15 protein-coding genes are annotated in these 16,385 nt (G+C 37.0%); 13 read left to right on the top strand and 2 right to left on the bottom strand.

All coding sequences use genetic code 11. The features are described 5' to 3' along the window. Positions 1 to 8: 8 nt before the first annotated feature. From B3C16_RS05085 to B3C16_RS05050, 8 genes are all read left to right on the top strand, one after another. Complete coding sequence (locus B3C16_RS05085) at positions 9 to 1,130, top strand: N-acetylmuramoyl-L-alanine amidase family protein (protein ID WP_121314306.1); 1,122 nt, start codon at positions 9 to 11, stop codon at positions 1,128 to 1,130. A gap of 31 nt (positions 1,131 to 1,161) precedes the next feature. Further along, positions 1,162 to 2,313, top strand: coding sequence for an N-acetylmuramoyl-L-alanine amidase family protein (locus B3C16_RS05080; RefSeq protein WP_121314305.1), 1,152 nt, complete (start codon positions 1,162 to 1,164; stop codon positions 2,311 to 2,313). Positions 2,314 to 2,364: 51 nt separating this feature from the next. Next, complete coding sequence (locus B3C16_RS05075) at positions 2,365 to 3,321, top strand: MlaD family protein (protein ID WP_121314304.1); 957 nt, start codon at positions 2,365 to 2,367, stop codon at positions 3,319 to 3,321. Between the two features lie 10 nt (positions 3,322 to 3,331). Then, complete coding sequence (locus B3C16_RS05070) at positions 3,332 to 4,639, top strand: (Fe-S)-binding protein (protein WP_291129485.1); 1,308 nt, start codon at positions 3,332 to 3,334, stop codon at positions 4,637 to 4,639. A gap of 134 nt (positions 4,640 to 4,773) precedes the next feature. Continuing rightward, the gene (locus tag B3C16_RS05065; RefSeq protein WP_121314302.1) at positions 4,774 to 5,220 is read left to right on the top strand and encodes an LNS2 domain-containing protein; all 447 of its coding nucleotides are present in this window, start codon (positions 4,774 to 4,776) and stop codon (positions 5,218 to 5,220) included. Between the two features lie 83 nt (positions 5,221 to 5,303). Further along, positions 5,304 to 6,095 carry a (Fe-S)-binding protein gene (locus B3C16_RS05060; RefSeq protein WP_121314301.1) on the top strand — a complete coding sequence of 264 codons (792 nt, stop codon included), beginning with the start codon at positions 5,304 to 5,306 and terminating at the stop codon, positions 6,093 to 6,095. 33 nt (positions 6,096 to 6,128) lie between these two features. Further along, positions 6,129 to 6,611 (top strand): ABC transporter ATPase, encoded by a 483-nt coding sequence (locus B3C16_RS05055; protein ID WP_291129481.1) that lies wholly within the window; start codon positions 6,129 to 6,131, stop codon positions 6,609 to 6,611. Between the two features lie 10 nt (positions 6,612 to 6,621). Further along, positions 6,622 to 9,624, top strand: a complete 3,003-nt coding sequence (locus B3C16_RS05050) for a glycoside hydrolase family 3 N-terminal domain-containing protein (RefSeq protein ID WP_291129478.1) — start codon at positions 6,622 to 6,624, stop codon at positions 9,622 to 9,624. Positions 9,625 to 9,937: 313 nt separating this feature from the next. Here the strand turns inward: B3C16_RS05050 and B3C16_RS05045 are convergent, their stop codons facing one another. Next, entirely contained in the window at positions 9,938 to 10,333 is a 396-nt protein-coding gene (locus B3C16_RS05045; RefSeq protein WP_291129475.1) for a hypothetical protein, read from the bottom strand. 185 nt (positions 10,334 to 10,518) lie between these two features. Between B3C16_RS05045 and bshA the strand changes: the two genes are divergently transcribed. Then, a complete protein-coding gene (gene bshA / locus B3C16_RS05040; RefSeq protein ID WP_291129472.1) occupies positions 10,519 to 11,652 on the top strand; it encodes an N-acetyl-alpha-D-glucosaminyl L-malate synthase BshA in 1,134 nt (377 codons plus the stop codon). Beyond that, a complete protein-coding gene (locus tag B3C16_RS05035; RefSeq protein ID WP_291129470.1) occupies positions 11,649 to 12,074 on the top strand; it encodes a hypothetical protein in 426 nt (141 codons plus the stop codon). Before bshA ends, B3C16_RS05035 begins: the two co-directional genes overlap by 4 nt. Positions 12,075 to 12,122: 48 nt before the next feature. On the opposite strand, the gene B3C16_RS05030 is transcribed toward B3C16_RS05035, so the two are convergent. Further along, entirely contained in the window at positions 12,123 to 12,614 is a 492-nt protein-coding gene (locus B3C16_RS05030) for a hypothetical protein (protein ID WP_121314295.1), read from the bottom strand. A 212-nt stretch (positions 12,615 to 12,826) separates the two neighbouring features. Here B3C16_RS05030 and aroC point away from each other — a divergent pair, with 212 nt between their 5' ends. From aroC to B3C16_RS05015, 3 genes are all read left to right on the top strand, one after another. After that, positions 12,827 to 13,888 (top strand): chorismate synthase, encoded by a 1,062-nt coding sequence (gene aroC / locus B3C16_RS05025; RefSeq protein ID WP_291129465.1) that lies wholly within the window; start codon positions 12,827 to 12,829, stop codon positions 13,886 to 13,888. Between the two features lie 84 nt (positions 13,889 to 13,972). After that, positions 13,973 to 15,229 carry a dicarboxylate/amino acid:cation symporter gene (locus tag B3C16_RS05020; RefSeq protein WP_121314293.1) on the top strand — a complete coding sequence of 419 codons (1,257 nt, stop codon included), beginning with the start codon at positions 13,973 to 13,975 and terminating at the stop codon, positions 15,227 to 15,229. Positions 15,230 to 15,291: 62 nt separating this feature from the next. Further along, entirely contained in the window at positions 15,292 to 16,368 is a 1,077-nt protein-coding gene (locus B3C16_RS05015; RefSeq protein WP_121314292.1) for a T9SS type A sorting domain-containing protein, read from the top strand. The last annotated feature ends 17 nt before the right edge of the window (positions 16,369 to 16,385 follow it).

The raw sequence follows: 16,385 nt of genomic DNA, 5'->3' as shown, positions 1-16,385 counted from the left end.
TTTTACAAATGAAATTAAATAATAAGAACATTCTTTTCTCGATGGTTTCGATGTTGTTCGTTTGTAGTTTGGCATGGTCACAAACCAATAAAGCATTCACAGTGATACTAGATGCCGGTCATGGCGGAAAAGATCCCGGCAATTCTTACCATGGTTTTGTAGAAAAAGAAATCGCACTTAAAACCACTTTGAAAGTGGGTAAACTGTTAGAAAACGATAAGAATATCAAGATAATTTACACACGTACAACAGATGTTTTTATAGAGCTTGTGAATAGACCCAAAGTGGCTAACAAAGCTAACGCCAACCTTTTTGTTTCAATCCATTGTAATTCGGTGGCCAATCAGACGCCTGCAGGAACAGAAACTTTTGTGATGGGTTTGTCTCGCAGTGGTATGAACTTAGAAGTAGCCAAAAGCGAAAACTCTGTTATTTTATTAGAAGACAATTACAAAGAAACCTATCAAGGATTTGACCCGAAAAAACCCGAGTCGTTGATTGGCTTGACGATGATGCAAGAAGAAAACTTGAATAGCAGCATCGATTTAGCAACGAAGATTCAGGATAATTTCACCCATAATTTAGAACGCAAATCTAGAGGTGTGAAACAGCAACCTTTATGGGTTTTGGATGCGGCTTACATGCCAAGTGTTTTAATTGAATTGGGTTTTTTGTCTAATAAAGAAGAAGGTGAGTTTTTAAATTCAGATGAAGGCCAAAATAAAATGGCGAGACAAATCGCAGACGCTATCATAAAGTATAAAAAAGAGTACTTAAATGAAGCCTACAATAATAATGAGAATGCAAAGTATTTGGATATGCCCGATGTAAAGGAAGTAAAAGAAACAATTGCAATTAAGACAGAAGAAAATTCAACTGCTGATTCAAAAGAAGGCTTGTATAAAATCCAATTGTTTGCGACTTCCAAAAAAAGAGACATCACTTCGTCCGATTTTAAAGGGCTGAAAAATATTTCATTTACCTTTGAAAATAGTTTATATAAGTATTTTTACGGAAGTTGCTCCGGTCTAGAGGAAGCCAAAAAGTTAAATGAAATTGCCAAAAGAAATGGCTTTGCTGATGCGTTTATTGTTACCACTGTAAACGGAAAAACGGCAGCCATAAAATAATTTATTAGATATTTTGAAATTGATAAAACCAATGAAAGGAATTACGTTAGTAGGTACGATTTTATTATTTATTTCCAATTTGGCCTTTGCCCAATCGGGTCAATTTAAAGTAGCACTTGATGCCGGTCACGGCGATCATGATTTTGGTGCGGTTTACAACGGACATATAGAAAAGAAAATTGCTTTGGCAGTAGTGCTTAAAGTCGGGAAGATTTTAGAAAGCAAATCCGGGATAGAAGTGATTTACACGAGAAAGAATGACACTTTTGTCGATTTGATTGAGCGCGCCAATATCGCCAACAGAGCTGATGCTAATATTTTTGTTTCCATTCATTGTAATGCCAACAAAAATTCGGCCGCCTGTGGTTCTGAAACCTATGTAATGGGTATGTCGAAAAATGCTTCCAATCTTGAAGCAGCAAAGAAAGAGAATGAAGTAATCACGATGGAGAAAGATTACCAACAAAAGTACAAAGGCTATGATCCAAAATCTCCAGAGAGCATGATTGGCTTGACCATAATGCAGGAAGAATATTTGGAAAACAGTATTGCTTTAGCCGGAAAAATCCAGAGCCATTTTATAGACGATGTGAGCAGCAAAAGCCGCGGAGTTAAACAAGCGCCATTTATGGTATTGCACAAAGCTTACATGCCAAGAGTATTGATAGAAATGGGCTTTATTTCCAATCCGGCAGAAGGCGCAAGATTAGATTCTGAAGCAGGACAAAATGAATATGCTGAAGCCATAGCCAATGCCATTATCAATTATAAAAAAGAGTTTTACGGTTCAGGTGATGCTGAGGATGTTAAACCTTCTCAAAAAATCGAAACGGTAAAAATTGATTCACAGGCAACGACAAAACCGGTCGTGAAAAATCCGGAAATCAAAAAGGTAGAGCCAAAACCTGAAGTTGTTGTAAATTCCGGCGTAGCCACATTCAAAGTGCAACTATCAGCCAGTGGTACCAAATTAGAAACGGTACCAAGTAATTTCAAAGGGTTAAACAATATCTCGGTTTCAAGCGAAGGTTCTTTATACAAATACATGTATGGAGAAACCACTAGTTATGACGAAGCTAAAAGATTATTGGCGGAAGCCAAAGCCAAAGGTTTTACATCAGCTTTTGTAATCGCCTTCAAAAACGGAAAAAAAGTTTCAGTGCAAGAAGCATTAAAGCAATAATAATAAGTAGTTTTAGTATTTTATTTTAACTTTGCCAAAAAACAATTAGCATTGAAAATCACTAGAGAAATCAAGACGGCAATTTTAGTTATTGCTTCTATTTTATTGTTCATTTGGGGTTATAGTTTCTTAAAAGGAAGAGACTTGTTGTCAAGCTACCATAAATATTATGTGAAATATAGTAATGTTGACGGATTGGCGACTTCTTCACCGGTTGTTATTAACGGATTAGTCGTTGGTAAAGTAAATTCTATCGAATTACAGAAAGACTGGACTTCTTTGGTAGAATTGCAAATCAACGGCGATTTTAAAATCCCTAAAAACAGTGTGGCAGAATTGTATTCTCCCGGACCAATCGGCGGAAAACAAATCGCTATTTTACCCAATACAGAAACCTCAGAAATAGCCGTTTCCGGTGATTTTTTCAAGTCGGCCAACAAATTGGGTTTGACAGAGGAAGTTTCGAATCAAATCAAACCCATTAAAGAAAAACTCGATAAAGTGTTGCAAAACGCCAACACCATGTTGGTCAGCGTAAACCAAGTCTTGGATGAAAAAACCAAACAGAATTTAAGGAGCAGTTTAGAAAACCTAAATGCAACTTTGGCCGAATTTAAACAAGCTTCGACCAGTGTGAATCAAATGTTGGCAGAAAACAAGACTAAAATTGCTTCAACGGTATCCAATTTTGACAAAACATCCGCTAATTTAAAAACCATGTCTGATTCTTTGGCGAAAGCCAATATAGGACAAACAGTTAAAAACCTTGAGAAAACATTAGCCAGTGTTGATAAAATCATGGCTGATATGGAAGCAGGAAAAGGAACTTTAGGCAAATTGGCCAAAGATGAAGCTTTGTATAATAATTTCGCCAAAAGCTCTAAAGAACTCGAATTGCTTTTACAAGATTTGCGTTTGAACCCAACAAGATATGTAAATGTTTCTTTGTTTGGAAAGAAAAACAAACCGTACAAAGCACCAGTAAACGACACCATCAATAAAAAGTAAAATCTAAGCCATGATGTATATTGACAACATACTTTTTGCTATCATTCTCATTGCGGGAATTGGTTTTTTTGCCAAAAACGTAAAAAAACTAACACGCAATATCAACTTGGGACATGATGTCAATCGCACCGATAATCCTTCAGACCGTTGGAGAAATATGGCAATGATTGCTTTAGGGCAATCCAAAATGGTGAAAAGACCAATCGCGGGATTTTTGCACATCATTGTTTATGTTGGTTTCGTAATTATCAACTTAGAAGTTTTAGAAATTATCATCGACGGTTTGTTTGGAACACACCGAGTTTTCTCCTTCTTAGGTGGATTCTATGGTGTTTTAATTGGTTCGTTTGAAGTGTTAGCCGTATTGGTTTTAGTAGCAGTCGTGGCGTTTTGGATTCGTAGAAATGTAATCAAATTAAAAAGATTCACGAGTTCCGATTTGAAAGGCGCCCCAAAGAAAGATGCCGATACAATCCTTTATTTCGAAATCGTGTTGATGTCGTTGTTTTTAATCATGAATGCTTTCGATTTATATCCTGATAAAATGAATGGTGGAAATATCATTTCACAATTTTTAGCACCGTCACCGGATACTTTTTCATTAGAAGCTGTTATAATTATTGAAAGAGCCGCTTGGTGGTTGCATATTATTGGAATCTTGATTTTCTTGAACTATTTATATTATTCTAAACATTTGCACATTCTTTTAGCATTTCCAAATACGTATTTCGCCGATTTGAATGCCAAAGGCAAATTCGACAATTTAGAAAGTGTTACCAAAGAAGTAAAACTAATGATGGATCCAAATGCTGATCCTTTTGCCGCGCAACCGTTGGATGAAAACGCGGTGCCGAGTAAGTTTGGTGCTTCCGATGTGCAAGATTTGAATTGGGTGCAACTTTTGAATGCTTATACATGTACCGAATGCGGTCGTTGTACTTCATCTTGTCCGGCGAATCAAACCGGAAAAAAATTGTCGCCCCGTAAAATCATGATGGATACGCGTGACCGTTTGGAAGTAGTAGGGAAAAATATCGATGCTAATAAAGGGGTTTTTGTTCCCGATAACAAATCGTTGTTGAATGATTACATCACTCCCGAAGAACTTTGGGCGTGTACATCTTGTAACGCTTGCGTAGAAGAATGTCCGGTTAATATCAGCCCGTTATCCATCATCATGGACATGAGAAGGTATTTAGTAATGGAGCAAAGTGCAGCGCCACAATCATTAAACGCGATGATGACTAATATCGAAAACAACGGTGCGCCTTGGCAATACAACCAACAAGACCGATTAAACTGGAAAGACGAAGTATAAACAAATATTGATGCGTTTATCGCATCTGAATTAGGATGTAATTTATTGTATCCATTATGACCCTGATAAATTCTCATAATTGTGAGGCTTGAGGATTTGTCGAATGAATTTGAAACATTATTAAAAGTAAAAAAATGAAAGCGGAAGACATTGACAAAAACTTGCAAAGCATCACTGAAAACGGACAGCATTTAAGTCCTATTTTACCCGAAGGAATTAAGAATTACCTAATTGATATCGACGGAACCGTTTGTGACGATATCCCAAATGAAGAGCCTGAAAGAATGCTGACAGCAGAGGTTTATCCGGATGCATTGGTCACTTTAAACAAATGGTTCGATGAAGGACATATTATATTTTTCTTTACATCGCGTACAGAAGCACACAGAGAATATACTGAGATTTGGTTAAAAAAACACGGTTTCAAATACCACGGAATCTTGTTCGGAAAACCACGCGGCGGAAACTACCACTGGATTGACAATCACTTGGTAAAAGCCACCCGATACAGAGGAAAATTCACCGATTTAGTAGACAAAGAAGTAACCATTCAAGTGTTCGACGACGAGCACCATGAATAATAATTCGATTATTGGACATTTGGGTTATTAGATAGTAATATATCTAATAATCTGACATTCTAGCAATCTAAAAATATATAAAAATGTCAGAAGTATTAAACGTGCCAACAATGGCAGAAATGATGGCTCAAGGCAAACAACCCGAAGTGTTATTTTGGGTAGGTTGCGCCGGCAGTTTTGATGACAGAGCAAAAAAGATTACCAAAGCATTTGTGCGTATTTTAAACCGTGCTAATGTTGAGTTTGCCGTTTTGGGAACCGAAGAAAGTTGTACAGGCGATCCGGCTAAACGCGCCGGAAATGAGTTTTTGTTCCAAATGCAAGCCATGATGAACATCGAGGTCTTGAATGCTTACGAAGCAAAAAAAATCGTAACGGCTTGCCCGCATTGTTTTAATACTTTAAAAAACGAATATCCTGAATTGGGCGGAACTTACGAAGTGATTCACCATACTGAGTTTCTGAAATCATTATTAGATTCCGGTAGATTAACCATCGAAGGCGGACAATTTAAAGGCAAACGCATCACATTTCATGATCCTTGTTATTTAGGTCGTGCCAATAATATCTATGAAGCGCCAAGGGATTTAATCCAAAAATTGGATGCTGAATTGGTCGAAATGAAGCGTTCTCGTGCCAATGGTTTGTGTTGTGGTGCCGGTGGTGCCCAAATGTTCAAAGATGCCGAACCCGGAAACAAAGAGGTCAACATCGAAAGAACGGAAGACGCTTTAGAAACCCAACCGGAAATCATTGCAGCAGGTTGTCCGTTTTGTAACACAATGATGACTGATGGTGTCAAAGCCAAAGAAAAAGAAGCCAATGTCAAAGTAATGGACATCGCTGAATTAATTGCTAACGCTCAAGATTTATAATTCGTAATTCATAATTTATAATTCACAATTCCCATGTACGTTCCATTTGAAAATTTACCCGAAGATTCCAAAATTTGGATTTACCAATCCAATCGCAAATTTTCAGACGAAGAGATGACCGAAATCGAGAATGATATCAAAGCATTTGTCGAAAATTGGTCTGCTCACGGAACCGGTTTGGAAGCTTCTTATTTATTAAAATACAACCGATTTGTCATTTTTGCCGTAAATCAAGAAGTGCAACAAGCGACAGGTTGTTCCATTGATTCATCGGTAGCTTTTATCCAAAGTTTAGAACAAAAATATGGAGTAGATTTACTTGATAAAATGAACGTAACGTTCAAAAACGGTGAACACATCGCCCACAAATCGCTGATTGATTTCAAACGAATGGCCAAAGAGAAAGCAGTAACTGCCAATACTATTGTTTTCAATAATTTAGTCAATTCTATTGAAGAATTCAACGACAATTGGGAAGTTCCGGCTGGCGAAAGTTGGCACAGTCGTTTCTTTTAAACTTTATTTAATGAAATATTTTTTGTTCAGAATAGGCTTATTCGCGGCACTGTTATTTTTGGTAACCAATTGTTCTTCCACCAAAAGTAATAAGACCAATGTGCCTTTGGTTAAGACCGAAACAGCGATTCCGGATCAAGATAGTGTTTCCTATGTTCAAACCGAACGAAAAAACTTTTTCCCTGAAACCGAAGCTGAAACTAAATGGGTTGACAGTATCTACAATCAATTTACTTTTGAAGAAAAAGTAGGACAATTGTTTATGGTGGCCGCTTATTCTAACAAAGATGCAGCGCATGTAGCCGAAATCGAAAAATTGGTTTGCGATTATAGAATCGGTGGTTTGATTTTCTTTCAAGGCGGACCAAAACGCCAGTCTCGACTCAGCAACCAATACCAATCCTTAGCCAAAGTGCCTTTGTTCATCGGAATTGATGCCGAATGGGGAATGAGCATGCGTTTGGATTCTACTTTTCGTTATCCTTTCAATATGACATTAGGCGCTATTCGAGATTTGAAATTGGTAGAGAAAGTTGGTGTGGCCATGGGCAAAGAAAGCAAAAGAATGGGTGTGCATTTCAATTTCGCACCGGTTTTAGACATCAATACTAATCCTAAAAATCCTATTATAGGTTATCGTTCTTTTGGCGAAAACAAAGTCAATGTAACCGAACATGCCATCGCTTTAATGAAAGGCGTACAAGGACAAGGTATTTTTTCGACGGGAAAACATTTTCCCGGTCATGGCGATACTTCAACCGATTCGCATCACGCTTTGCCGGTAGTCAATGCAACTTTGGAACACATTAAAAAAGTAGAGTTGTATCCTTATAAGAGAATGTTTGATGAAGGTTTGGTTTCAGTTATGGTAGCGCATTTGAATGTGCCAAGTTTGGAGCCGAGAGAGAATTATCCAACCTCTATTTCACAGCCTGTAGTTACTGATTTACTCAAAAAAGAATTGGCTTTTGATGGTTTGATTTTTACCGATGCCTTGAATATGAAAGGCGCCAGTAATTTCAAAAAACCGGGAGATATCGACTTAGAAGCTTTTTTAGCCGGAAATGATGTTCTCCTTTTTGCCGAAAACGTACCGCTGGCTGTAGAGAAAATCTGCGTAGCTTACCAAGATAGTATTATCTCTGAAAATCGTTTGGCGGAATCAGTGAAGAAGATTTTACGTTACAAATTCAAAGCCGGTTTAAGCAAATACGAGCCTGTAGAAGGAATCAACTTAGCCAAAGATTTGAATCCGAAGTCAAATGAAAGTTTGCAATACGAACTGTATGAAAATGCCGTTACCGTAGTGAAAAATGATGGTGTATTGCCGATTAGAAATCTAAACCAAAAGATTGCTTACGTGAAACTAGGCGATGATGCCAACAGCTCTTTTGTTTCTACGTTGAAAAAATATACTGAAGTTACCGAAGTCGCTGATGCCAATTTAGATTCATTGATGACCAAACTAACAGATTATGAAACCGTAATCATTGGTTACCACAAATCGGATAAGTCTTGGTGGCGTTCACCTGAATTGACGGTTCCTGAATTACAATTAATCGACTCTATTGCTGCCAAAAAGAAAGTGATTATCGATTGTTTTGCCAAACCGTATTCGCTTTCCAGAATTGTAAATTTTGAGGAAATCGAAGGCGTAATTGTTTCTTATCAGAATGGCGATATTGCTCAAGAAGTTTCAGCCGAGTTGATTTTTGGTGCTATAGCTGCTAAAGGAATGTTACCGGTTTCCATCAATAGCACTTTCAAAGCCGGCGATGGTTTTGCCACAGACAAATTGGATCGTTTGGGTTTCTGTACACCGGAAAATGTTGGCATGAGTTCAGAAAAATTGAACCAAATCGAAAAGATAGCCAACAAAGCCATAGACGGTAAAATGACACCTGGAGTGCAGGTTTTGGTAGCTCGTAAAGGCAAAGTCATTTACCAAAAATCTTTTGGTCACCATACTTATGAAAACAAAACCAGAGTCAAGAATACCGATTTGTATGATGTGGCTTCTTTGACCAAAATGGTAGCAACATTGCCTAACGTCATGCAACTATACGACCATCAAAGAGTGACTTTAGAAACAAAGCTTGACGAAATGTTGCCTGAGTTTAAAGGTTCCAATAAGCAACACATGACTTTCAAAGAGTTGATGTCACACTACGGCAGAATGCAAGCGTGGATTCCGTTCTATAAAGCTACAGTTGATGCCGATAAAAAACCAATGGAAAAATACTATCGAAAAATATATACTGCCGGATTTACCCAAAGAGTTTCCGATAGTTTGTACCTCCGTGATGATTACCATGACAGCATCATGAAACAAATCATCAACAGCCCATTAATGGACAAAAAGGAATACAAATACAGTGATTTTACATTTATCATCCTCAAAAAATATTTAGAGAAAGCCACCGGAAAATCTTTAGACCGATTGACTTACGACAATTTCTACAAGACTTTAGGAATGAATAACACTTTATACAATCCTTTGCAGAAGTTTGACAAAAGTGTGATTGCGCCAACTGAAATCGATTCTTATTTCCGTCACGATACCATTCAAGGCTATGTTCACGATATGGAAGCGGCGATGGAAAATGGAGTAGGCGGGCATGCCGGTATTTTTTCGAATTCGTTGGATGTGGCCAAAATGATGCAAATGTACCTTCAAAAAGGAAGTTACGGTAACGTACAATATTTTTCTACGTCAACTTTTGAAACCTTCAATACTTGCCATTATTGCGCAGAAGGTAATCGTCGTGGTTTAGGATTTGACAAACCGCAAATTAATGGTCCCGGGCCAACTTGTGGTTGTGTTTCGATGTCGAGTTTTGGCCATACCGGTTTTACGGGAACCATTGCTTGGGCTGATCCTGAAACGGAAATCGTTTATATCTTCTTATCCAACAGAACTTTCCCGGATTCTAATTTGCCCAACACACTTTCTAAAGAAAACATCCGCGAAGACATTCAGAAAGTGATTCAGGAAGCGATTATGGAGAAATAATAGTAGGCTGAAACCGCCAAAATTCTTCCTACAAAATACCAAAATCGAAAAGGCCGACTGTTAATTTGGAAAAAGCCATTTTTACCTTTGGGAACACTAGTAAATACAAGGCTTCAGGAAGTACCTGATGAGTTGTTCAATTCATCAGCATCATTTGCCCAACTCATCAGGCTCAGTTGATTAATTCATCAGCATCATTTTGACGACTGATGCGGATGGTTTTAATTTTTGTAGGAATATGAGAATTTTATTTGGGAGAATAAGCTAAATCCGAAGACAGGAAATTGATGTAAACGGTTGTTAACTTCGGTTTTTATTTTCGCTCAAAATACATAGTTCCGAATTCAAGTTTAAAAATAAGATTCTCATCATTCAGAAATTCAATTTCAGCATCCTCATCAAAACCTTCGTCCGACAAATCTCTTTTTTGACTTAATGTTTTTCCATCGTCAGCAATTTTATAACTGCCATTAATGGGTTCAGAGCTCTTTTTAGCATTGGTTGTAATGAATTTTCCATTAGCATTAAAACACACCACAGTGTTTTGAGTTTGCTGAATCAGCTCTTCTGAAAAATCATATTTGCCATTAAATTCTATTTTTTTAAAAGTCCAACAACCCAATATCTTTTCTGCACTGGTTTTTTGAGCTACAATGTTAGTAGTGGTGAAAGCAAAAAGTAGGAAGACCAATATTTTTAGATATTTCATTTTTAAATGTATAAGTTATGAAAATGGTAGCTAAATTAGGTAGTATATCCATTCCATTTCCTTAGCTAATATACTAAAAATACCACAAGCAGTCAAAGCAGCGTTTTTATTTGAAAATCATTTTAACAGTCCTTAGGGATAAAGCGCTTTATTTTTCCTTAATTTCGTGATACGAAAAACACAGTATGAAAATAGCAATAGTTTGTTATCCTACATTTGGAGGTTCCGGTGTCGTTGCCACAGAACTCGGACTGGAATTGGCCCATCGCGGTCACGAAATCCATTTTATAACCTACAGACAACCGGTGCGTTTGGCGCTTTTAAACCCCAATGTGCATTACCACGAAGTAAACGTTCCTGAATATCCTTTGTTTCATTACCAACCTTATGAATTGGCGTTGTCCAGTAAGTTGGTTGATATGGTGAAATTATACAAAATCGAATTGTTACACGTGCATTATGCCATTCCACATGCGTATGCCGGTTATATGGCCAAGCAAATGTTGAAAAGTGAAGGCATCAAGATTCCCATGGTGACCACATTGCACGGAACCGATATTACTTTGGTAGGCAATCATCCGGTATATAAAACGGCAGTCGCTTTTAGTATCAATAAATCGGACATAGTGACTTCGGTTTCCCAAAGTTTGAAAGACGATACGCATAAACATTTCAATATAAAAAAGGAAATTCACGTTATACCCAATTTTATTGAGTTGGATAAAATACGCAACGAGAGTTTAATCTCTTGTCAGCGCTCGGTCATGGCGAAAAAAGAAGAGCGAATCGTGACACACATCAGTAACTTCCGAAGGGTAAAACGCATTCCGGATATCATTAAGATTTTTTATAAAATCCAACAAAAAATACCGGCCAAGCTAATGATGGTAGGCGATGGGCCTGAAAAAGCCAAAGCGGAACAGTTGTGTGAAGAATTGGGCATCCAAGACAAAGTGATTTTCTTTGGCAACAGCAACGAAATTGACCAAATTTTATCCTTTTCCGATTTGTTTTTACTACCGTCAGAAACTGAGAGTTTTGGTTTGGCTGCTTTGGAAGCAATGGCATGGAGTGTTCCGGTAATATCGAGCAATTCCGGTGGTTTGCCTGAGGTGAATTTTGATGGTGTTTCAGGTTACCTGAGTAATGTTGGCGATGTAGACCATATGGCCGAAAATGCTTTGAAAATATTGGCTGACGACGAAACTTTAAGTCAGTTTAGAGCCAATGCTTTAGATGTAGCCAAACAATTTGATATCAAAAAAATACTTCCGTTATATGAAAATCTGTACCTTCAAGCCATAAATAACACCAAATGAGAAAAGTAATTCCGGCCCTTTTAGTATTGTTTTTAGCTTCTTGTTCTTCTACGAAAGCACCGGTAAGCAAACAATTGTATGAAGTATTAACCACTAATGACGATGGCGGTGCTAACATCAAATTTTATGAAATTTTGACTGAGCCAAAGGAAATCATGATGTTATTAGGAGATGAAACTTTGCGTAAAAAAATAAGCAAGGACGATACGACCAACAGTAATTTTATTATTCTGAACTCGGGACCAACAAAGGAAAGTTACAACAGAATTAAAGTGGAAAAAGTAATTGAAACCGCTACTAATATTGAAGTTTATGTCAAAGACAGTCAAAAGAGTACTGAACCGGATTTAGCCGACGAGAATATTTCTTTTCCTTATACGATTATCAAGATCAATTCGAAGAAACCAATAGTGATTAAATAAAAAAATCCCGCCGATTAAGGTGGGATTTTTTATATTACGTAATATGGATTACCATTTGTAACGAATACCTAAAGCGATGTCCGGACCAAAACTATCTTCTCTGTAATCGTCAGAGTTGAAATAAATCTCAGGTCTGAAATCTAAAGATATTTGAATTGGCGCTTCTTTGAAGTTGTATTCTATACCAATATCTCCGGCAGCCAAAAGGATTGTTCCACTATCGCTAAAACCACCTTGGTCATAACTCCAGCTTCCGATACCACCACCTACACCGGCATACCAATTAAAACCACCATCAATATTCCAAACCCATTGGTACAAACCAACCAATTTGAAAGCATCAACATTTTTACTGTTTCTCCAGCCTAAGTCTAATTCCAAACGATTATTGCTTCCTAAACCTCTTTGGTATGATATCTCACCACCAAAACCATCATTGTCTCCTAAACGCAATCCTAATGCATTCTTTGAAATGTCTTGAGCTTGTGTGCTGAATGCTAATCCTACTAGCATCAAGGCACTTAGAAATAATTTTTTCATAATTCTTGAATTAATTTTTGTTTTTGTTAAAGAATAAAATCGAAATTGTAGTAACAATTCTACTAAAACAAAGGTAGGTGTTTAATTTGTTAAGGGTTTACATAATATCTGTTAAAAGTTATAGAATTTCGATTTTCCTAAATATCAAATAATCTCATATCAAATTTCGGTAAATAATTTCAAAAAACTATATTTGTTTAAAACATTGAATAATGGCCGGAAACAGTTACGGAACACTTTTCAGATTAACTACTTTTGGAGAGTCTCACGGTGAAGCACTTGGCGGAGTTATTGATGGTTGTCCTCCCGGAATGATAATTGATATGGAGGCAATCCAACTCGAAATGCAACGCAGAAAACCGGGTCAGTCCACTATAGTGACCCAAAGAAAAGAAGAAGATGAAGTACAATTTCTTTCCGGAATTTTTGAAGGTAAAACGACAGGAACACCCATAGGTTTTATCGTTCCCAACACCAACCAAAAATCAGAGGATTACTCACACATTAAAGATAGTTACCGACCAAGTCATGCCGATTATGTTTATGAGAAAAAATACGGCATTCGAGATTATCGCGGTGGTGGAAGAAGTTCGGCCAGGGAAACTGCTTGTCGTGTTGTAGCCGGCGCTATTGCTAAACAGGTTTTAAGTGCTATAAAAATCAATGCTTTTGTATCTTCTGTAGGTGATATTTTTATTGACAAACCTTATCAGGATTTAGATTTTTCTTTAACAGAAAGCAATGCCGTTCGTTGTCCGGATTTGGCGACAGCGGAGAAAATGGAAAATTACATCAAAGAAATCCGTAAAGAAGGCGACACTGTTGGTGGCACCATTACTTGTGTGATTCAAAATGTGCCCATAGGTTTGGGTGAACCCGTGTTTGATAAGCTTCATGCCGAATTAGGCAAAGCCATGTTATCTATCAATGCGGTTAAAGGGTTTGAATTTGGCAGCGGATTTTGTGGTGCGAGAATGAAAGGCAGTGAGCACAATGATTTATACAACGAAGATGGTACTACGAGAACCAATCTTTCCGGCGGAATCCAAGGCGGAATTTCTAACGGTATGGATATTTATTTTAGAGTGGCTTTTAAACCGGTGGCGACTTTAATCCAAAAACAAGAAGTGCTAACCAATCAAAATAGTATAGTAGAACAACAAGGCAAAGGCCGACATGATCCTTGTGTGGTACCAAGAGCCGTCCCGATAGTCGAGGCTATGGCTGCCTTAGTGTTAGCCGATTTTTATTTGATAAACAAAACATACCTATAAATAGTATTCAGTATTCAGTAATTTGTTGGCAGTTAGATTAAACTGAAAATAGAGACTGAAGACTGAGACTCAAACCTGAATAAAATGAATACAATCCATACTCAAAAGAAGTCTTTTTTCTCCAATCTTACTGTTCAAATTCTGATTGCCATGCTTCTTGGAGCAATTCTAGGTATTTATATTCACAATAATTTTGACACAGAATTCGCCAAAAATTTCAGTGATAAAATAAAAATGTTGGCCACCATTTTTATTCGTTTGGTTCAAATGATTATTGCGCCGTTAGTGATTACAACTTTAGTTGTTGGAATTGCGAAACTGGGTGATATAAAATCGGTTGGGCGAATAGGAGGAAAGGCCATGGGCTGGTTTTTTACGGCTTCCTTTATATCTTTATTAATAGGATTGTTTTGGGTTAATATTTTACAGCCCGGCGTTGGCTTAAATTTATCCGGTGTGGATGTTTCAACAGCAACTGAAGTGACGGATAAAACCAAAAGTTTTTCGACTCAGAATTTTGTAGAACACATTATTCCTAAAAGTGTATTTGAGGCATTGGCCACTAATGAAATTCTTCAAATTGTGATTTTCTCTATTTTCTTTGGATTGGCAGCGGCATCTATTGGTGATCATGCTAAACCGGTTGTTAAAGTTTTGGACGTCATTTCACATATTATTCTTAAAATGGTAAATTATGTGATGAAGTTTGCGCCATTAGGTGTTTTTGGCGCTATTGCCGGTGTTTTTGCTATTAGAGATTTACAAGAATTGTTGATTACTTATGCTAAATTCTTCGGTTCATTTATGGTCGGGATTTCATCGCTTTGGGTGGTGCTTTTGCTGATAGGTTATTTGTTCTTAAAAGGACATATGACCACTTTATTAAAACGAATTACCGGTCCGATAATCATAGCTTTTGGGACAACCAGTAGTGAAGCTGTTTTTCCAAAATTAACGGAAGAGTTAGAACGATTAGGCGTTAAAGATAAAATCGTATCATTCATGTTGCCGTTAGGATATTCTTTCAACCTTGATGGAAGCATGATGTACATGACTTTTGCCAGTATTTTTATTGCACAAGCTTATGGTGTTCATCTCGATTTACCAACCCAAATGACAATGCTATTAGTTTTGATGCTTACCAGTAAAGGAATTGCAGGTGTTCCCAGAGCGAGTTTAGTGGTGGTTGCTGCTACTTGCGGAATGTTCGATATTCCAATAGAAGGAATTGCATTAATACTTCCAATTGATCATTTTTGTGACATGTTCAGAAGTGCAACAAACGTTTTAGGAAATGCTCTCGCCACGACTGTAGTAGGGAAATGGGAAAAAGATAGTTAAAGTTTATTTCTTTTAGGAAATACTTTATACATTTGGACTTTTAAAACTAAAAAATAATAATTATGAAAAAACTTTTACTTTCTTTATTAATTGCATCGTCTTCATTTGTAAGTGCACAGGTGCTTCAAAGTGATGATTTTGAAGGATTGAATCTTGGTGATATAGGAACAAATTTAACAGGAGTTACACCTGGACAAGGTGGTTGGTTTACGGCTAATGGTGCAGGAGGAACAAATGGAAGCAACAGTAATTATCAAATTATAAGTCTTGATGGTGATCCAAATGGACAATCATTACAATTAACTGGATCAAATGCTGCAACTGGAACTCGCTTTATGTGGAAAGACGGATTAATTGATAGTTGGGCAGGACGAACACAGGATAATGATATTATTGAAGTTGAATTTGATTTTAATCCATTAGGTGCATCAACAAGTCTCAATGGGTTTAGAGTTTATATTTATAGTGATGATACACCAGCACTGGTATTGGCAGGAATTGGAATAGCTAGTAATGCAGTGGTTAATACTGTTAATTACTCAAATATGGTTCAAGGTTTTGGACATTGGACATCAACTCCCGGAACAGGTACTTATTCTTTTGGATTAGGAGCTACGGCTGCAACTCAAATAGTTTTAACAGAGAATACATGGGTAAGATTAGGTTTTAGTTTTAATACAGTAACTGGTGAAATTAAATGGAAAGGACCAGATTTTAATGTAACATTTAATGGTAATGTAAATTTCCCAGTTATAACTGCAGGTAAACAACCTGGAGAAATGGATTTTGTTGTTGCCGCCGGTACAGGAAATGTAGTTGCTGATGAGGCTTTGTTTGATAATTTTGTGATGAGAGCTTCTTCTACAGATACATTATTAGGAACTGATGAAGTTGTTAGCCGTGCTAATGCATTTTCAGTTTATCCAAACCCTGCTAATGATTTCGTGAAAGTTTCTTCTTATGATTATTCAATCAATAAAGTTGAAATGACTGATATCAATGGAAGAGTTGTTAAAACAATCTCAAACAATAGCAATGAGATTCAAATTGATTTATCTGATTTGTCTCAAGGAGTTTATGTTATGAGAATAACTTCAAGCGAAGGAGTTTCTGCTACTAAGAAAATTGTAAAACAATAATTTTACACTTCTAAATA

Origin of the sequence: Flavobacterium sp. UBA7682 (assembly GCF_002482945.1) — a bacterium.
GTDB lineage: Bacteria > Bacteroidota > Bacteroidia > Flavobacteriales > Flavobacteriaceae > Flavobacterium.
The sequence above is the reverse complement of the archived record's forward strand: the minus strand, read 5'-3'. Positions and strand labels throughout refer to the sequence as shown.